General features: G+C 62.5%; 16 protein-coding genes and 5 tRNA genes. 2 read left to right on the forward strand and 19 right to left on the reverse strand.

Annotated elements, in window-relative coordinates:
• The first annotated feature begins 62 nt into the window (after positions 1-62).
• Both ACWHXP_RS10120 and ACWHXP_RS10125 read left to right on the forward strand, forming a co-directional pair.
• Positions 63-1454 (forward strand): cache domain-containing protein, encoded by a 1392-nt coding sequence (locus ACWHXP_RS10120; protein ID WP_121039580.1) that lies wholly within the window; start codon positions 63-65, stop codon positions 1452-1454.
• The gene (locus ACWHXP_RS10125) at positions 1447-2094 is read left to right on the forward strand and encodes a response regulator (protein WP_034334115.1); all 648 of its coding nucleotides are present in this window, start codon (positions 1447-1449) and stop codon (positions 2092-2094) included. The genes ACWHXP_RS10120 and ACWHXP_RS10125 overlap by 8 nt, the downstream gene beginning before the upstream one ends.
• On the opposite strand, the gene ACWHXP_RS10130 is transcribed toward ACWHXP_RS10125, so the two are convergent.
• The 19 genes from ACWHXP_RS10130 to lepA form a co-directional block, all read right to left on the reverse strand.
• Positions 2091-2708 carry a histidine phosphatase family protein gene (locus ACWHXP_RS10130; protein WP_489633921.1) on the reverse strand — a complete coding sequence of 206 codons (618 nt, stop codon included), beginning with the start codon at positions 2706-2708 and terminating at the stop codon, positions 2091-2093. The two genes, ACWHXP_RS10125 and ACWHXP_RS10130, sit on opposite strands and share 4 nt — an antisense overlap.
• Before the next feature lie 3 nt (positions 2709-2711).
• Positions 2712-3542 carry an adenosylcobinamide-GDP ribazoletransferase gene (locus tag ACWHXP_RS10135; RefSeq protein ID WP_489633920.1) on the reverse strand — a complete coding sequence of 277 codons (831 nt, stop codon included), beginning with the start codon at positions 3540-3542 and terminating at the stop codon, positions 2712-2714.
• On the reverse strand, positions 3535-4569 hold the full coding sequence (cobT, locus tag ACWHXP_RS10140) for a nicotinate-nucleotide--dimethylbenzimidazole phosphoribosyltransferase (protein ID WP_489633919.1): 1035 nt from the start codon (positions 4567-4569) through the stop codon (positions 3535-3537). Before cobT ends, ACWHXP_RS10135 begins: the two co-directional genes overlap by 8 nt.
• Before the next feature lie 151 nt (positions 4570-4720).
• Positions 4721-5695 carry a chemotaxis protein gene (locus ACWHXP_RS10145; RefSeq protein WP_121039568.1) on the reverse strand — a complete coding sequence of 325 codons (975 nt, stop codon included), beginning with the start codon at positions 5693-5695 and terminating at the stop codon, positions 4721-4723.
• A 327-nt stretch (positions 5696-6022) separates the two neighbouring features.
• Positions 6023-6098 (reverse strand) — tRNA-Gly (locus ACWHXP_RS10150).
• A 53-nt stretch (positions 6099-6151) separates the two neighbouring features.
• Positions 6152-6227 (reverse strand) — tRNA-Gly (locus tag ACWHXP_RS10155).
• Between the two features lie 53 nt (positions 6228-6280).
• Positions 6281-6356: transfer RNA gene (locus ACWHXP_RS10160), tRNA-Gly, on the reverse strand.
• An 11-nt stretch (positions 6357-6367) separates the two neighbouring features.
• Positions 6368-6441, reverse strand: a tRNA-Cys gene (locus ACWHXP_RS10165).
• Positions 6442-6593: 152 nt separating this feature from the next.
• A tRNA-Gly gene (locus ACWHXP_RS10170) sits at positions 6594-6669 on the reverse strand.
• A gap of 62 nt (positions 6670-6731) precedes the next feature.
• Entirely contained in the window at positions 6732-7325 is a 594-nt protein-coding gene (gene pgsA, locus ACWHXP_RS10175; protein ID WP_489633918.1) for a CDP-diacylglycerol--glycerol-3-phosphate 3-phosphatidyltransferase, read from the reverse strand.
• A 124-nt stretch (positions 7326-7449) separates the two neighbouring features.
• Entirely contained in the window at positions 7450-9315 is a 1866-nt protein-coding gene (gene uvrC, locus ACWHXP_RS10180) for an excinuclease ABC subunit UvrC (RefSeq protein ID WP_039786371.1), read from the reverse strand.
• Positions 9316-9332: 17 nt separating this feature from the next.
• Positions 9333-10361: a beta-N-acetylhexosaminidase gene (nagZ, locus tag ACWHXP_RS10185; RefSeq protein WP_489625317.1), complete on the reverse strand. Its 1029-nt coding sequence runs from the start codon at positions 10359-10361 to the stop codon at positions 9333-9335.
• Positions 10358-10750 carry a holo-ACP synthase gene (gene acpS / locus ACWHXP_RS10190; RefSeq protein WP_088753669.1) on the reverse strand — a complete coding sequence of 131 codons (393 nt, stop codon included), beginning with the start codon at positions 10748-10750 and terminating at the stop codon, positions 10358-10360. The genes nagZ and acpS overlap by 4 nt, the downstream gene beginning before the upstream one ends.
• A 10-nt stretch (positions 10751-10760) precedes the next feature.
• Positions 10761-11534 (reverse strand): pyridoxine 5'-phosphate synthase, encoded by a 774-nt coding sequence (gene pdxJ, locus ACWHXP_RS10195; protein WP_489625316.1) that lies wholly within the window; start codon positions 11532-11534, stop codon positions 10761-10763.
• A 163-nt stretch (positions 11535-11697) separates the two neighbouring features.
• Positions 11698-12549, reverse strand: a complete 852-nt coding sequence (recO, locus tag ACWHXP_RS10200; protein ID WP_343741197.1) for a DNA repair protein RecO — start codon at positions 12547-12549, stop codon at positions 11698-11700.
• A gap of 101 nt (positions 12550-12650) precedes the next feature.
• Positions 12651-13580, reverse strand: coding sequence for a GTPase Era (gene era / locus ACWHXP_RS10205; RefSeq protein ID WP_088753666.1), 930 nt, complete (start codon positions 13578-13580; stop codon positions 12651-12653).
• Positions 13577-14554, reverse strand: coding sequence for a ribonuclease III (gene rnc, locus ACWHXP_RS10210; protein ID WP_134222098.1), 978 nt, complete (start codon positions 14552-14554; stop codon positions 13577-13579). Before rnc ends, era begins: the two co-directional genes overlap by 4 nt.
• A gap of 195 nt (positions 14555-14749) precedes the next feature.
• Complete coding sequence (gene lepB / locus ACWHXP_RS10215) at positions 14750-15664, reverse strand: signal peptidase I (RefSeq protein WP_121039550.1); 915 nt, start codon at positions 15662-15664, stop codon at positions 14750-14752.
• A gap of 1 nt (position 15665) precedes the next feature.
• Entirely contained in the window at positions 15666-17459 is a 1794-nt protein-coding gene (lepA, locus tag ACWHXP_RS10220; RefSeq protein WP_134135200.1) for a translation elongation factor 4, read from the reverse strand.
• Positions 17460-17554: the final 95 nt, after the last annotated feature.

The following is a 17554-nucleotide window of genomic DNA, read 5'->3' on the forward strand; positions in this document are numbered from 1 at the left end:
CGGCGGGAAAACGATATGAAGATTTACGCGGGCACCCAGAGGCTTTGGGTAGAATCGCGGGCATGAAACTGCGCCAGAAAATCATCTTCCTCGCCATCGTCCCGCTGTGCCTGGCCTTTGCGGCCATCGCGCTGGTGGTGCGTTACCAGGCGGTGGAACTGGCGCGCCAGCAGCGTTCCACCATCGAGGCCGCCTACCTGGCCAGCAAGAATACCGAGCTGCGCCACTATGTGGATCTGGCCCAGCATGCGCTGGCCCATCTCTACGACACCGGACGCACCGATGACGCCATCAAGGAAGAAGCCCGGCGCATCCTCTCCGACCTGGCCTTCGGCGACGATGGCTATTTCTTCGTCTACGACGACCAGGGCCGCAGCATCATGCATCCGCGCCAACCGGAACTGGTGGGACGCGAGATGTGGGACTGGCGCGATGACTCCGGCAGCCCGACCATCCGGCATCTGATCGAACGCGCCCATCAGGGTGGTGGTTTCGAACGCTATCTGTGGCGCAAGCCTTCCAGCAAGACGGTGGCACCCAAATTGGGCTACGTGATCGCCCTGCCGCGCTGGGGCTGGGTGATCGGTACCGGCATCTATCTGGATGATGTGGAAGCGGCACTGGCCCAGGTCGATCACCAGAATTCCGGCTACCTGCATCAGACCATGCTGTTGATTGCGATCATCGCGTTGTCCAGCGCGCTGGCGGTGGGACTGGCCGGCCTGCTGCTGAACCTGAGCGAGCATCGCGTGGCCGATGCCAAGCTGCGCCAGCTGGCCCAGCGCGTGGTGCGTTCGCAGGAAGAAGAACGCGCGCGCCTCTCGCGCGACCTGCACGACGGTATCAGCCAGTGGCTGGTCTCCATCAAACTGCAGATCGAAGCCGCGCTGGAACGCCTGCGCGGCACGCCCGAACAGGCGGCGGCAGCCCGCGCCGGCTTTGAAAAGACCGCCACCCAGATCAACGGCGTGCTGGCCGAAGTGCGCCGCATCTCGCATGATTTGCGGCCGGCCATCCTCGATGATCTCGGACTGGCGGCGGCACTGGAACACCTGTGCGGTGAGTGGCGCGAAAGCAGCCCGCAGACACAGATCGTCTTCGAGCACGAGCGCCAGCGTGAGGACGGCGCTGCGCTCCCGGACGTGGTCAACACCGTGCTGTTCCGCGTGGCGCAAGAAGCGCTGACCAACATCGCGCGTCATGCCAACGCCAGCCAGATCAGCATGCGTCTCTATGACGGCCACAACCTGCTGATGCTGCAGGTGCAGGACAACGGCAGCGGCTTCGATCCCGGCCAAGTCGACGATCATTCGCGCCATGGTATCGGCCTGCGCAACATGCGCGAGCGCATGGAAGCCGTAGGTGGCGAACTGGGCATCGATTCATCGGCTGCCGGCACCAGCATCAGCGCCATCATTCCCCGCTCTTCTCTTTTGCCTTCACCCCATGTCTGATACCGCCCCGCCCATCGCCCCTGCCACGACGCGCATCATGCTCATCGACGATCATCCGCTGGTGCGCGACGGCTTGCGCGCACGACTGGAAACCGTGCCCGGACTGGAAGTGGTGGCCGAGGCCGGCAATGCGGAGGAAGCATTGGCCGCCGCTGCCCGCCATCCAATCGATCTCACGCTGATGGACATCAACATGCGCGGCATCAACGGCATCGAGCTGACGGCGCGCTTTCATGCGCTGCATCCGGAGATTGCGGTGCTGATCCTGAGCATGCATGACAAGGCCGAATACGTGATGCAATCGATCCAGGCCGGTGCGCGCGGCTATGTGCTCAAGGACGCACCCAGCCAGGACATCGTGCATGCCATCGAAACGGTGCGTTCGGGCGGGATCTACTACAGCGCCGCACTGGCGCGCCAGCTGACCCAGCCGCTGCCGGTGCGCGAGTTGCTCACGCAGCGTGAACGCGAAGTGCTGCAGCACATCGCCAATGGCGAATCCAACAAGCAGATTGCCCGCGAACTGGACCTGAGCGTACGCACGGTGGAAACCCATCGGCTCAACATCAAGCGCAAGCTCAATATCGATGGCCAGGCTGAACTGATCAAATTTGCGGTGGAGTCGCGCGGGGCAGGCTAGCGCTTCGGACTGACGGAGACGTCCAGTGCGAGCAGGCGGGCATGGGGGATCTCGGCGCGATGGGCTGCGGCACGCAGGGCGATGTCACTGAGGGCTGCGGCATCGGGCCGGGCAGTCTCCCCCTGCCCTGCACGCCATGCGGCGCAGGCGTGCAGCATGCGGATGGTACCGGCATGACAAATCACGATGACGCCTTCGGCGGGCGTGGCCAGCAGGTCGTTGAAGGCTTGCCACATGCGGCTTGCCACCTCGGTCAATGTCTCGCCGCCGCCGGGTGCGTAATGCACAAGATCGGCATTCCAGGCCTCGACCTCGGCCCAGGGGATGTCATCCCAGGGGCGCAGCTCCCACTTTCCGAAATCCATTTCCTGCAGCCGCGGATCCACGTCCGGTGCGGGTCGATACATGGCCTGCGCAAGGGACTGCGCCAGCTGCGCGCAGCGCTGCAGCGGACTGCTCACCAGCGGCCAATCAGGCGGCAGCGCCTGCAACTGGGGCAATAGTTGCGCCACGCTCTGCGCCAGCATCTCGGGCGCGACCGCGATATCGCTGCGTCCATAGCAGGTGGTCTTGTCCACCAGCGGCTGGGGATGGCGAATCAACTGCAACAGCATGGCTCAGGGATTCCACCAGGACGGCAGCGAGGCAAGCGCACCGAGATAAAAGGCGGTCTCGCTCAACTGCTGGACCGCACCGAGGCAATCCCCGGTATAGCCGCCGAGGCGACGCCGGAACCGCGCGGCCAGCCAGAGCGTCGCCACGGCTGCCAGCACCACGCCGGCGGCAATGCGCTGCCAGGACATCATGCCCAGCGCGATCACCCCGATCACCGGCAGCACCGCAAACAAGGTCGCCAGCAGGAATTCGCCCTGCCCCATCTGCTGCGCCAGCGGCTTGACCTTGCCCTCTTCGCGCACGTATTCCATGCGCCAGATGAGACAAGTGGCCAGCCAGCGCGACAGCGGATGCGCCATCCCCAGCACGGCCAGCACCTGCAACGGCAGCAGCGCCTGCAAGGCTGCCAGCTTGGTCAGCAACAGCGCGACGATACCGATCACGCCATAACTGCCCAGGCGCGAATCCCGCATGATCTCCAGCGCACGTTCTCGGCTGACTGCGCCACCGAGGCCATCGCAGACATCGGCAAAACCATCCTCATGAAAGGCGCCGGTGAGCCAGATCCCGACTGCAGTGGACAGCAGCACCGCCACCATCTGCGGCCAGAACTGCACGGCCAGCAGGTAGACCAGGGCGCAAGCCCAGGCCACTATCCAGCCGACCAGCGGGAAATAGCGCGTGGCATGTTGCAGCCAGTGCGGCTGGAAGCCCACCCAGCGCGGGATAGGAAGCCGTGTGAAGAATTGCAGCGCCGTGAAGAACAGGCGCAGCTGGTACAGCGGACCGTCGCTGCGGGGTGATGGCGGTGATGTGAAGTCTTTTTCAGACATGCTTTTCGCTGACGCTGGCCGAGGAGAAGGTCGCCATGCGTTCCAGGAAATTGATCGCCGCACGCAGCAGCGGCAAGGCCAGTGCGGCACCGGTGCCCTCGCCCAGGCGCAGGTCCAGCTGCATCAGGGGCGTCGCACCCAGGTACTGCAGCATGCGGCGATGGCCGGCCTCATCCGAGCAATGCGAGAACACGCAGTACTCCAGCACGGCCGGCTGCAAGGCGGCTGCCACCAGCAGCGCCGAGGTGACGATGAAGCCATCGATCAGTATTACCTTGCGGCGCTGTGCCGTACCGAGCATGGCCCCCGTCATGAAGGCGATCTCGAAGCCGCCCAGGGCCGCCAGTCGCTCCAATGGTGCGCTCGCTTGCGCATGCAGGCGCAGCGCACGCGTCACCGCATCGGCCTTGCGGGCGACGCCTTGGGCATCGAGGCCGGTGCCGGCCCCGACGCACTCTTGCACCGGCACGCCCGTAAAGGCGGCCATCAATGCGGCGGCGGCAGTGGTATTGCCGATCCCCATTTCACCAAAGCCCAGTACATCGGCCTGCAACGATTCAGCGAACTGCAACCCGGCCTGCAGCGCAGCCTGGCATTGCTGCGCCGTCATCGCCGGGCCTTGGCAGAAGTTGGCGGTACCGGGGGCGATCTTGCGGTCCAGCAGGCCATCGCGCGGGCCGAAATCGTGATTGACGCCGGTATCGACGATATACAGCGCACATTCATTCTGGCGCGCGAAGATGTTGATCGCGGCACCTCCGGCCAGGAAGTTCTCCACCATCTGCCAGGTCACGCTTTGCGGGTAGGCCGAGACGCCCTCGGCAGTGACGCCATGGTCCCCGGCACAGACCACGATGGCACTCTGGCGCAGCACCGGATGGTCGCTGCCCTGGATCAGGCCGATCTGGCGCGCCAGGCGTTCCAGTGCACCCAGGCTGCCGAGAGGCTTGGTCTTGTCATTGATGCGCGCTTCCAGCCGGGCGGCCAGGCTGGCATCGAACGGGGAGGCAATGGCGGGAATCTGCATGAGGAAAGGCTCTGCGCCGCTGACTGCGGCAGGATCAAGGGAGCGCCAGTATACGAGATCGCCGCCGGCTGCGGCAGGACAGATAACGGCGAGAACAAAAAGAAAGGGAGCCCGGAGGCTCCCTTGATGATGCGTGCAGCGTGTATATACCTCAGGCCTTGGCTGCAGCGCGGTCGAGCACGCCGAAGATGGTCGAGGCCAGTTCATTGGCTTCGAACTTGGCAACGTAGGCATCCCCGCCCACGCTCTTGACGTGGTCCTCGTTGGCCGAGCCGGACAACGAGGAGTGGATGATGACCGGGATGTTCTTCAGGAAATCCTCGCGCTTGATGTTGCGGGTGAGCGTAAAACCATCCATTTCCGGCATTTCGAGGTCGGTCAGCACGAAGGAGATCTTGTCGGAAATCGGCTTGCCCTCAGCGCGTGCTTCCTTGGCCAGTTTCTGGATCTTGTCCCAGGCATCCTTGCCGGTGACATGCATCTCGAAGGGAATCTCCATGGCGCGCAAGCCCTGCTCGATGAGCGAACGGGCCACCTTGGAATCGTCGGCGGCAATGGCCACCGCACCGGGGCGCATGCCATGGCCGGCGCTCTTCTCCAGGTTTTCCATTTTCATGTTGCGGTCGCTGGGCATGATCTCGTGCAGGATCTGCTCCACGTCCAGCACCTGGGCCAGGCGGCTGGTGTCCTTGTCCTGGTCGAGGCGCGCGATGCTGGTGACGAAGGCGCCACCACTGCTGGTTTCCGCCGACAGGACCTGGCTCCATTCCAGGCGCACGATCTCGTCCACCGACTCGACCGCAAAGGCCTGCGTGCTGCGCGCGTATTCGGTGACCAGCAGGATGTTGAGGCCGGTCTTGGGCACACAGCCCACCACGGCCGGCAAGTCGATCACCGAAATGATCTGGCCGCGGATGTTGACCATGCCCAGCATCGGCGATTGCGTACCGGCCGCCTTGGTCACAGGCGGCATGGGCACGATTTCGCGGATCTTGAAGACGTTGATGCCAAACAGCTCGGAGCGCTCGCCATGTGGATCCGCCCCCAGACGGAACAACAGCAGCTCGAACTTGTTGGATGCGGTGAGATTGGTTCTTTCGTCAATCTCTTTCTGAAAATTGTCCATGCCCCCTCCCCCGGATGCAAATGATGGTGACAGGCGAAAAGCCTGACTCAGCAATGTAGTGGGGAAACATGGCCGTGGCAATCAGGCAATCGCCTATAGCCGACATTTTTGATTTTTGCCAATGCTGCGTATACCGAAATACCACGCTGGCCGCGCCAGGAGAGACGCATCGTCCCGCCTGGGCCGAAACGGCGGCACGGTGAGACTAAAAACAGGCGCGTAAACAATATGCAGCAGACGGGAGGAATGGCCGGCTTGCCTGCAGGAAAAGCAGGAAATGCGGCGCAGAAATGAAAAGAGGAAGCCCGAAGGCTTCCTCTTTCAATTTGGAGCGGGAGAAGAGTCTCGAACTCTCGACCTATACCTTGGCAAGGTATCGCTCTACCAACTGAGCTACTCCCGCATGGGACTTTTACATCTACTGCCACAGGCTGCCGAAGCTGCCTGGTTTGAAACTGGAGCGGGAGAAGAGTCTCGAACTCTCGACCTATACCTTGGCAAGGTATCGCTCTACCAACTGAGCTACTCCCGCATGGGAACCACCACTTTACTGCCACAGGAAGCCGAAGCTGCCTGCCTTGAATCTGGAGCGGGAGAAGAGTCTCGAACTCTCGACCTATACCTTGGCAAGGTATCGCTCTACCAACTGAGCTACTCCCGCATGGAGCGTTTTGGAGGCGGGGGTCGGGATCGAACCGGCGTAGACGGCTTTGCAGGCCGCTGCATAACCACTTTGCTACCCCGCCTTGGGGACACGCATACTACCTAAAACACGTGTTGTTTGCAAACATCTTTTTTGACTTTTTTCGACTTGCGCCGCAGCCAAACTTTCAATGCTCGCTCACCTATCACAATAAAAAAAGGAAGCTTGTTCAGGCTTCCTTTTTTCCAAGTAACTTGGAGCGGGAGAAGAGTCTCGAACTCTCGACCTATACCTTGGCAAGGTATCGCTCTACCAACTGAGCTACTCCCGCATCGAAAACAGAACGCTATTATAAGGCAGCGTTGGTATTTGTCAACTATCGATCTTAATTATTTAATTATTTTTTCTGTTCCCGGCATCGGCTTCCCTGATCATCGGCATCGCCCTGCGCAGGTAGTACAGCATCGACCATACCGTCAGCACCGCTGCCACCAGCAGCAGCAGGCTGCCCCACAGTCGCGTATCGATGAAGCCGAACAGGCTGTCGTAGTACAGCAGCATGGGGATGGCGATCATCTGTGCGGTGGTCTTGATCTTGCCCAGCGAACTGACCGCCACCGACTTGGAGGCGCCGATCTGGGCCATCCATTCGCGCAGCGCCGAGATGGCGATCTCGCGGCCGATGATGATGAAGGCGATCACCGGATGCACGCGGTCCAGATGCACCAGCACCAGCAAGGCGCCGGTGACCATGAGCTTGTCGGCCACCGGGTCGAGGAAGGCGCCAAAGGCGGAGGTCTGGTTCCAGCGGCGCGCCAGGAAGCCATCGAACCAGTCGGTGGCGGCCGCGACGATGAACACGGCCGTGGCGGCGATGCCTTGCTCGTAGCGGTTCAGGCCAATCTCAGGGAGGTAGTAGACCCCGACGACCAGAGGAATGAGCGCCACCCGCAACCAGGTCAGCAGAATCGGAATATTGAAAGGCATACGTCTTGGAGGGTTGGAGCGGCGTACACGAAAAAAAAATTTACCGAATAGTAGCAGAGTCGTCCCCTGCTGCGCCCGCCTTTACGTCGGCGCGCGCAGCAACGGGTCAGCCGAGTGAACGAACTCAGTGCAACTGGCGGTAGATTTCTTCGGCCAGCTGGCGCGAGATGCCTTCGACGGAAGCCAGGTCATCCACGCTGGCATCGACCACCCCGCGCAGGCCACCGAAGCGCACCAGCAGGCGCTGGCGGCGCTTGGCACCGATGCCCTCGATCTCTTCCAGGCGCGAGGTCTGGCGTGCCTTGGCGCGCTTGGCGCGCATGCCGGTGATGGCGAAGCGGTGCGCTTCGTCGCGGATCTGGGCGATCAGCATCAGTGCAGCCGATTCCTTGCCCAGCTCCTTGGGGGCGCGGCCATCGGCGAAGACCAGGGTTTCCAGGCCGACCTTGCGCCCTTCCCCCTTGGCTACGCCGACGATGAGACTGATGTCCAGACCCAGTTCGGTCAGCACCTGACGCGCCATCTCGACCTGGCCTTTGCCGCCGTCGATGAGGACGATATCCGGCATCACGCCTTCGCCATTGGCCACCTTTTCGTAGCGGCGCGTAAGTACCTGGCGCATGGCGGCATAGTCATCGCCAGGCGTGATGTCGTTGATGTTGTAGCGGCGATATTCACCGTTCTGCATCGCATGGTGATGGAACACGACGCACGAGGCTTGCGTGGCTTCACCTTGCGTGTGGCTGATGTCGAAGCATTCGGCGCGCAGTTCGTCCAGGTCTTCACGTTCCAGCTCCAGCACTTCAGCCAGTGCACGCGTGCGGGCCTGTTGCGAGCCCTGCTCGGACAGCAGGCGCGCCAGTGCGATCTCGGCCCCCTTGGCGGCCATTTCCAGCCACTGGCGGCGTTGGCCCTGCGGCTGGAAGGTCAGCGTGATGCGGTGGCCGCACTGCTCCATCAAGGCCATCATCAGCGCCGGATCATCGAACTCGGTACCCACGATGAGCGAGCCGGGAATGAACTTGTCGATGTAGTGCTGGGCCAGGAAGGCCTTGAGCACTTCAACCTCGATGCTCTCCTCGGCGGTATCCATCGCATCATCCACATGCGTGGGGAAATAGGCGCGATCTCCGAGATGGCGGCCGCCGCGCACCATCGCCAGATTCACGCAGGCACGTCCGCCCTGCACCGTCACGGCGATGATGTCGATGTCGGCATCGCTGACCGTCTCCATGCTCTGCTGGTGCAGCACGCTGGAGAGCGAACCGATCTGGTCGCGCACGGCAGCGGCCTGCTCGAACTTCAGGTCGGCGGCGAAGGCGTGCATCTTCTGCTCCAGCGCTTCCATCACTTCGCTCTGGCGGCCGCGCAGGAATTTGGAGGCATTCTCCACGTCGAGCGCGTAATCCTCGCGGCTGACCAGATTCACGCAGGGACCGCTGCAGCGGTGGATCTGGTGCAGCAGGCAGGGCCGCGTGCGGTTGGTGAAGACGGTGTCTTCGCAGGTGCGCAGCAGGAACACCTTCTGCAGGATCTGAATCGATTCCTTCACGGCCCCTGCATTGGGGAACGGGCCGAAATACTGGCTGCGCTTGTCCACCGCACCGCGATAGTAGGCCATGCGCGGGAAGGCGTGGCCGGTGATCTTCAGGTAGGGATAGGACTTGTCGTCGCGAAAGAGGATGTTGAAGCGCGGACGCAGCGTCTTGATGAGATTGTTTTCCAGCAGCAGCGCTTCGGCCTCGCTGCGGGTGACCGTGGTTTCCAGGCGCGCGATGCGCTCGACCATCATGGCGATGCGCGGGCTGGTCAGGGTCTTCTGGAAATAGCTGGAAACGCGCTTCTTGAGGTCACGCGCCTTGCCCACGTAGAGCACGTTGTCTTCAGCGTCGAAGTAGCGATAGACACCCGGCAGGTGCGGCAGCCGGGCAACCGTCTCCAGCACGACTTCACGCGGGTCGGGGAGCGGGGGTACTGGGATCTCGGACATGAGCGAAAGCAAAAAACTTACAGCGACTGCAGCAGCGCGCGTGCGGCCAGGTAGCGCGGATCGGCTTGCAGCGCATCCCAGGCCAGCGCCTCGCCACAGGGCAGCAAGGTCGCGCGGCGCGCGGCAGAGGCGGCGTCGGTGCCGCCCTGCAGACCGGCGAGGATGGCATCGGCCTTGTCCGGCGAGTTGCAGATCAGCGCCACATCGCAGCCCGCATCCAGCGCCGCCTGTGCGGCTTGCAGCGGACCACCGGCGACACTGGCACCGTGCATGCTGAGGTCGTCACTGAAGATCACCCCCTGGAAGCCGAAGCGCTCGCGCAGCATCGACAGCCAGACCTTGGAGAAACCGGCCGGTTGCGCATCCACCTTGGGGTAGATGACGTGCGCCGGCATCACGGCGGCCAGGCTCATGCCCAGCCAGTCATAAGGGGTGGCATCATCGCCGAGGATCTCATCGAGGCCGCGTTCATCGACCGGAATGGCCACGTGAGAGTCGGCCGTGACGAAACCATGGCCGGGGAAATGCTTGCCGCAATTGGCCATGCCTGCCAGCGCCAGGCCGTGATTGAGGCTCTTGGCCATGAGCGTGACCACGCGCGGATCGCGATGGAAGGAACGGTCGCCGATGACGCTGGAGACACCGTAATCCAGATCCAGCACCGGGGTGAACGACAGGTCGATGCCACAGGCGCGCAGTTCGGCGGCGAGCACGAAGCCGGTGGCCGTGGCCACCTTGGTGGCTTGCAGCACGTCGCGATCCCACAGCTGGCCGAGCTGGCCCATGGCCGGCAGACGCGTAAAACCATCGGTGCGGAAACGCTGCACGCGGCCGCCTTCGTGGTCCACGGCGATCAGGATGCCGGGACGCGCCTGGCGAATGGCAGCGGTCAGCGCAAGCAGCTGTGCGCGGCTTTCATAGTTGCGGGCAAACAGGATGACCCCGCCCGTCAGCGGGTGCTGGAGGCGCGCGATATCGGCGGCGTCCAGCGTGGTGCCGACCACGTCCAGCATCACCGGACCGAGCGGCTTGACGGCTTGATTCATGACTTCTCCACGATGACAAAGGCGACGGCGTATTCCACTTCGTCGGTGACGGAAACCTGGGCGCTCAGACCCTGCTCTTCCATCCATTCTTGCAAGGCGCCGCTGCAGACCACCACCGGCTTGCCGCTGGGCGCGTTGAGGACCTGCATCGCACGCCAGGTCATGGGCATGCGCATGCCCATGCCGATGGCCTTGGAAAAGGCTTCCTTGGCGGCGAAGCGGGTGGCCAGGAAGCGCACGCCGCGCGCTTCCACCTTGGCTTTGCGGCGCAGGTATTTTTCCATTTCCTGCGGGCCCAGGATCTTGGCGGCGAAGCGGTCGCCGTGACGTCCCAGGGTCGCCTCCAGGCGCGAGATCTGGAGGATGTCGGTACCGATGCCGTAAATCATGCGGCGCGCCTCAAGCCTTGGCCTTCAGGGCGTTCAGGCGGGCCTTGACCATGATGGCCTTCATCTCGGAGACCGCATTGCGCCAGCCGGCAAAGACCGCATGGGCAACCACGGCGTGGCCGATGTTCAGCTCAGCGATCTCGGGAATGGCGGCGATGGCCTGGACGTTGGTGTAATGCAGCCCGTGGCCGGCATTGACCTTCAGGCCGAGCTTGACGCCAGCCTGCACGGCGATGCGGATGCGCTCCAGCTCTTCCTGCTGTTCACGCTCGCTGGTGGCATCGGCATAACGGCCGGTATGAAGCTCGATGACGGGGGCGCCCGATTCTGCGGCGGCCTGGATCTGCTCGACATCCGGATCAATGAACAAAGAGACGCGAATGCTCTCCTGCTGCAACTGGCGGATCGCCGCCTGCACGTCGGCAAAATGGCCGCGCACGTCCAGGCCGCCTTCGGTGGTGACTTCGGTACGCTTCTCCGGCACCAGGCAGACATCCTGCGGCTGGATGCCACAGGCGAAATCGATCATTTCTTTGGTGACGGCGGCTTCCAGATTCATGCGCGTCTGCAGCAGCGGGCGGATGGCCTTGACGTCTTCATCGCGGATGTGGCGGCGGTCTTCACGCAGGTGCAAGGTGATCGCATCGGCACCGGCTTCCTCGGCTTCCAGCGCGGCGCGGATGGGATCGGGATAACGGGTGCCGCGCGCATTGCGCAAGGTGGCGACGTGATCGATGTTGATGCCCAGGTCGATGACCGGGCCGGCAGGCTGCAGGAAACTCATGGTGTCAGGAAGCTTCGTTGGAATGATGTCGGGATGTGCTCAAGGCTGCACGTGAAGAACCGTGCAGCCAGTTCTGGATTGTAGCGGCTCGGGATCGCACGCGGGAACAGACGGGATCAAGTGGCAGCATGTTCTGGCCGGCGGCAAGCGGGCCGCCGCGCCATCACAGTTGCATCAAGTCGATCAGGATCTGACGCGTGTTCAGCTGCGCACCGCCCAGGTGATGCGACAGCAGGTAGCGCATCAGGAACTTGCTCTGCAATTGCGTGGTGGGGTCGCTGTAGTCTTCGCGTTCCATGTCCAGCAGCGTCTTGCCGGAGACCTTGGGTGCACGGTCGGAAATGCGTTCAGGACGCGTGCCCTGCTCCGGATCGACGACGTAGATGCCATCGGGCTGCACGGTCTTGCCGCTGGCCACACAATGGCTCCAGTTGCCGGCCACGCCGGTTTGCTTCAACAGGATGCGTTCGAACTGGCGCAGCACGATGGGAGCATTTTCGCCATGGGCCAGCTTGTTGAGGGTGGCCACGTAATGGTCGAACAGCGCCGGGTGCGCATCTTCGCGCGCCAGCAGCTTGACCAGCAATTCATTGAGGTAGAAACCGCACAGCAGCGCTGATTTTTCCAGCGGCAGCAGACCGCCTACCCATTCGGCATCGGTCAGCGTGCGCACTTCGGACTTGCCGCTCCACGACAGCGAGAGCGGCTGGAAGGTCTGCAAGGCTCCACGCAGTTTGGAATGCGGACGCTTGGCCCCCTTGGCCACCAAGGCGATACGGCCGTGATCGCGCGAGAACACGTCGATGATCAGGCTGGTTTCCTTGTAGGGATAGCTGTGCAGCACGAAGCCCGGCTGCGCCAGGACCTTGTGCTCCTTCTCCGGCACCGCGCGGCTGCGCGCACGGGGCGCGGCCGGCTTGCGCGCCGGGGCCTTGGCCGGTGCCTGGGGCGCGACCGGCGCGGCCGGATCAGCTACCTGGCCGTCGAGCTGGGGTTCGTTGAGCATGGTGGTCATGGATATCCGTCCTGAATGCGTGAAGCCACGTCGTTGGGGCGCGGCGTAATGCCATGATTATGCAGGGATTGCGCGCAGCCCGCAGAAGGCCGCACGCGGGCTCACTCGTAGCCGTAGGCGCGCAGGCCGGCTTCGTTGTCGGCCCAGCCCGATTTGACCTTGACCCAGATCTCCAGGTAGACCGGACCACCGAAGAGGCGCTCCATGTCCAGGCGCGCCTGTGTGGAAATTTCCTTCAGGCGCGCGCCCTTCTGGCCGATCACCATGGCCTTGTGGGTGTCGCGTTCGACCAGGATGGCCGCGAAGATGCGGCGCAGGTTGCCTTCCTGCTCGAACTTTTCGATCAGGACCGTGCTGGTATAGGGCAATTCTTCACCGACGAAGCGGAACACCTTCTCGCGCACGATTTCGGAGGCCAGGAATTTCTCGCTGCGGTCGGTGATGTCGTCTTCGTCGAACATCGGCGGATTCTGCGGCAGCAGCTTGCGCACTTCTTCCTGCAGGCGATCGAGCTGGAAGCGCTGCTTGGCCGAGACCGGCACCACGGCGGCGAAATCATGGTGCGAAGCCACTTCGCGGGCGAAGGGCATGAGCGTGGTCTTGTCCTTGTTGCGGTCGGCCTTGTTCAAAACCAGGATGCAGGGCACGTTGGCCGGCAGAAGATCAAGCACCTGCTTGTCGGCCGGGCCGAAGGTACCGGCTTCGATCACGAACAGGATCACGTCGGACGCCGTCAGGGTATTGGTGACGGTGCGGTTAAGGGTCTTGTTGAGGGCATTGCTGTGACGAGTCTGGAAGCCCGGCGTGTCGACGTAGACATACTGGGTGTTCTCGATGGTCTGGATGCCGGTGATGCGGTGGCGCGTGGTCTGGGCCTTGCGCGAAGTGATGCTGACCTTGGCGCCGACCAGCACGTTCATGAGGGTCGACTTGCCAACGTTGGGACGACCGACGATGGCGATGTAGCCGCAACGGTAATCGCTCTCGGGGGTCTGCGCCGATGCGTCGTCGGCCATGGGGGAATCTGTCATGCTGTTCTGGATTGCGAGGCGGATGAAGCCGCCGAAATGGGTTCTGCTGCGGCCGTTTCAGTGCGGTCGCCGGTGGTCTTGCCTTCGTTGCGCGCCGCAACCGGCGCGCCCTTCTGTTCCTTGGGTTCCTTCAGCTCCTTGGCTGGCTTGGCAGGCTTGCTGCCATTGGCCGTTGAGGCGTCGGGACGATTGCCCTTGCCCGCATCGTGCTCGGGGGCGTCCGGCTGGATGGTGGCGATGCCGGCCAGTTTCAGCTGGGTGGTGCGGGCACGCGGCTTGCGGCCGGCAGACGGGGTCTTGGCCAGTGCCAGCTGCACCGCTTCCAGGGCCAGCTTGGCGGCGGCCTGCTCGCCAGCGCGGCGGCTGCCGCCGGTGCCGAAGACCTGGATGTCCAGCTTGGGCACCAGGCATTCGATCTCGAATTCCTGACTGTGGGCCGCACCATGGGTGGCGATGACGTTGTACTGCGGCAGCGGGATCTTCTTGCCCTGCAAAAACTCCTGCAGCAGGGTCTTGGCATCCTTGCCCAGGGTCTTGGGATCGACGTGTTCCAGTACCGGGACATAGAGCGAGCGAATCACCGCACGCGCTGCCTCGAAACCGGAATCGAGGAAGATCGCGCCAAAGAGCGCCTCCAGCGTATCGGCCAGGATCGAGGGACGGCGGAAGCCGCCGGATTTGAGTTCGCCTTCACCCAGGCGCAGGAACTGCGAGAGCTCCAGCCGCTGGGCGATTTCATACAGGGATTGCTGCTTGACCAGGTTGGCGCGCAGGCGCGAGAGGTCGCCTTCGTCGATCTTGTCGTAGCGTTCGAAGAGCAGCGAGGCCACCACGCAGTTCAGCACCGAATCGCCGAGGAATTCCAGCCGCTCGTTATGCAAGGCGCTATGGCTACGGTGGGTCAAGGCCTGCTGCAGGAGCGAAGCATCCTTGAATGGGTGGCCTAGCCGTTGTTGCAAGAGTTGAGGATCCATTTTTTCATCCGTCATTCAGTCTGCCGCCCCGATACGCGCAGTGGCGCGTGGATCGGGGATTACCAGCCTGACCAGTCAGCGGGATCGGTTCAAAGCAAAGCTGAAAACTGCTCCGGGTCTGCCTCCACAATGCAAAGTTGCCAATTGGAAACTGCAGAAACTGCGCAAGCTGCTGGACCAGGATGCGGCGCGCTCTTAGTGGAAGCTGCCGATCCGCTTGATATCGCCCAGGTTCATCCAGACAAAGAAGGCCTTGCCGACGATGTTCTGGTCCGGCACAAAGCCCCAGTAGCGACTGTCGAGGCTGTTGTCCCGGTTGTCGCCCATCATGAAATATTCACCCGGCGGCACCGTGCAGGCGAAACCTTCGGCGTTGTAGGTGCACAGCTCATGATGCGGGAAGGCATCGGGATTGGGCACGAAGTTGGGAGCACGCTCATCAGTGAGAATCTTGTGCTCCACGCCGGTCAGGTTTTCCTGCCATTGCTTATAGTACGTCAGATTTTCGTCATCCAGATAATCCGGCAGCGCTTTGTAAGAAATTTGTTCACCATTAACCGTTAAGCGCTTGTTTTTATAGACTATTTTATCACCAGGCACACCTACCACGCGCTTGATGTAGTCCACCGACATGTCCTTTGGGTACTTGAAGACCATGACGTCGCCGCGCTGCGGCTGGTTCACTTCGATGATCTTCTTGTTGATGATGGGCAGGCGGATACCGTAGGTGAATTTGTTCACCAGGATCAGGTCGCCCACCAGCAGCGTCGGCACCATCGAGCTGGACGGGATCTTGAACGGTTCATACAGGAAGGAGCGCAGGCAGAACACCAGCGCGATTACCGGGAAGAAGCTGCCGGAATATTCGATCCAGGCCGGCTGCTTCAGGTGGCGCGCCTGCAGGTCGGCACGGGCGGTGGCGACGGTACCGTCACGCTTGACGCCTTGCGCCTGGTCGCGCGCGACAGCGGCGTCGAACTCGGCCAGGGCGGCGTCGGCGCGGGCGCGGCGCTGCTTGGAGAGGAAGAAGGTGTCGGCGAACCAGATCACGCCGGTCACCAGCATCAGCACGAACAGAATGAGTGCGAAGTTGCCCAACAAAGCCTGCATGTTATTTATCGTCCACTTGTAAGATTGCCAGGAATGCTTCCTGCGGAATTTCGACCGAGCCCACCTGCTTCATGCGCTTCTTGCCGGCCTTCTGCTTTTCGAGCAGCTTGCGCTTGCGGGAGATGTCGCCGCCGTAGCACTTGGCCAGCACGTTCTTGCGCATGGCCTTGACGTTTTCGCGCGAAATGATGGTGGCACCGATAGCCGCCTGGATCGCCACATCGAACATCTGGCGCGGGATCAGTTCGCGCATCTTGGCCGCCACCTGGCGACCGCGGATCTGCGCCGCGGCACGGTGCACGATGATGGCCAGCGCATCGACCTTTTCGCTGTTGATCAGCATGTCGACCTTGACCACATCTGCCGCGCGATATTCCTTGAACTCATAGTCCATGGAGGCATAGCCGCGCGAGGTGGACTTGAGGCGATCGAAGAAGTCCAGCACGATTTCGGCCATCGGCATTTCATAGGTCAGCTGCACCTGCTTGCCGTGATAGCTCATGTTCATCTGGATGCCGCGCTTCTGCGTGCACAGGGTGATGACCGAACCCACGTATTCCTGCGGCATGTACAGGTTGACGGTGACGATGGGTTCACGGATTTCCTCGATCTTGGACACTTCCGGCATCTTCGACGGGTTGTCCACCATCAGCAGGGTGCCGTCGCGCTGCTGCACTTCGTACACCACCGTCGGCGCGGTGGTGATGAGGTCCATGTCGAACTCGCGCTCCAGGCGTTCCTGCACGATTTCCATGTGCAGCAGGCCCAGGAAGCCGCAGCGGAAGCCGAAGCCCAGCGCCTGCGAAACTTCCGGCTCATACATCAGGGCGGCGTCATTGAGCTTCAATTTTTCCAGCGAGTCGCGCAGGGCGTCGTACTGGTTGGCTTCCACCGGGAACAGGCCCGCAAACACCTGCGGCTGCACTTCCTTGAAGCCGGGCAGCGGCGCCGGGGCCGGCTTGCCGGCCAGGGTGATGGTGTCACCCACGCGCGCGGACTTCAGTTCCTTGATGCCGGCGATGACGAAACCGACCTGCCCTGCCGTCAGGGAGTCGCGCGATTGCGACTTGGGCGTGAACACGCCAATGCTTTCGGTCAGGTACTGGGTCTCGGTGGCCATCAGCAGGATCTTGTCCTTGGGACGCAAGGTGCCATTGACGATGCGCACCAGCATGACCACGCCGACGTAGTTGTCGAACCAGGAATCGATGATCAGCGCCTGCAGCGGTGCATCCGGGTCGCCCTTGGGGGCCGGCACCTTGGCCACGATGGCTTCAAGCACGTCTTCCACGCCCAGGCCGGTCTTGGCCGAGCAGGGAGTGGCGTCGGAGGCGTCGATGCCGATCACGTCCTCGATCTCGCTCTTGGCGTTGTCCGGATCAGCGGAGGGCAGGTCGATCTTGTTCAAGACCGGCACCACTTCCACGCCCAGGTCCAGGGCGGTGTAGCAGTTGGCCACCGTCTGCGCTTCCACGCCTTGGGAGGCGTCGACCACCAGCAGCGCGCCTTCGCAGGCCGACAGCGAGCGCGAGACTTCATAGCTGAAGTCGACGTGCCCCGGGGTGTCGATCAGGTTGAGGTTGTAGATCTGGCCATCCTTGGCCTTGTAGGCCAGGGCTGCGGTCTGGGCCTTGATGGTGATGCCGCGCTCGCGCTCGATATCCATCGAATCCAGCACCTGGGCTTCCATCTCGCGGTTGGACAAGCCCCCGCACAACTGGATGATGCGGTCGGCGAGCGTGGACTTGCCGTGATCGATGTGGGCGATGATCGAGAAATTACGGATATTGTTCATTAACAGACTGGAAACGATGAAAAAAGGCGCTCTGTAGCGGGCTTTGCCCAGCCGAGCGCCTTTGCAACAGCTTATTCGACCCGGCATTTTACCGG

The sequence above is a fragment of the Herbaspirillum sp. Her2 genome, assembly GCF_057961375.1.

Bases quoted from the DNA above. Each gene is read 5' to 3' on its own strand.
- ACWHXP_RS10120 (WP_121039580.1), top strand. From the start codon at position 63: ATGAAACTGCGCCAGAAAATCATCTTCCTCGCCATCGTCCCGCTGTGC.
- ACWHXP_RS10125 (WP_034334115.1), top strand. From the start codon at position 1,447: ATGTCTGATACCGCCCCGCCCATCGCCCCTGCCACGACGCGCATCATG.
- ACWHXP_RS10130 (WP_489633921.1), bottom strand. From the start codon at position 2,708: ATGCTGTTGCAGTTGATTCGCCATCCCCAGCCGCTGGTGGACAAGACC.
- ACWHXP_RS10135 (WP_489633920.1), bottom strand. From the start codon at position 3,542: ATGTCTGAAAAAGACTTCACATCACCGCCATCACCCCGCAGCGACGGT.
- cobT (WP_489633919.1), bottom strand. From the start codon at position 4,569: ATGCAGATTCCCGCCATTGCCTCCCCGTTCGATGCCAGCCTGGCCGCC.
- ACWHXP_RS10145 (WP_121039568.1), bottom strand. From the start codon at position 5,695: ATGGACAATTTTCAGAAAGAGATTGACGAAAGAACCAATCTCACCGCA.
- pgsA (WP_489633918.1), bottom strand. From the start codon at position 7,325: ATGCCTTTCAATATTCCGATTCTGCTGACCTGGTTGCGGGTGGCGCTC.
- uvrC (WP_039786371.1), bottom strand. From the start codon at position 9,315: ATGTCCGAGATCCCAGTACCCCCGCTCCCCGACCCGCGTGAAGTCGTG.
- nagZ (WP_489625317.1), bottom strand. From the start codon at position 10,361: ATGAATCAAGCCGTCAAGCCGCTCGGTCCGGTGATGCTGGACGTGGTC.
- acpS (WP_088753669.1), bottom strand. From the start codon at position 10,750: ATGATTTACGGCATCGGTACCGACATCCTCCAGATCTCGCGCCTGGAG.
- pdxJ (WP_489625316.1), bottom strand. From the start codon at position 11,534: ATGAGTTTCCTGCAGCCTGCCGGCCCGGTCATCGACCTGGGCATCAAC.
- recO (WP_343741197.1), bottom strand. From the start codon at position 12,549: ATGACCACCATGCTCAACGAACCCCAGCTCGACGGCCAGGTAGCTGAT.
- era (WP_088753666.1), bottom strand. From the start codon at position 13,580: ATGACAGATTCCCCCATGGCCGACGACGCATCGGCGCAGACCCCCGAG.
- rnc (WP_134222098.1), bottom strand. From the start codon at position 14,554: ATGGATCCTCAACTCTTGCAACAACGGCTAGGCCACCCATTCAAGGAT.
- lepB (WP_121039550.1), bottom strand. From the start codon at position 15,664: ATGCAGGCTTTGTTGGGCAACTTCGCACTCATTCTGTTCGTGCTGATG.
- lepA (WP_134135200.1), bottom strand. From the start codon at position 17,459: ATGAACAATATCCGTAATTTCTCGATCATCGCCCACATCGATCACGGC.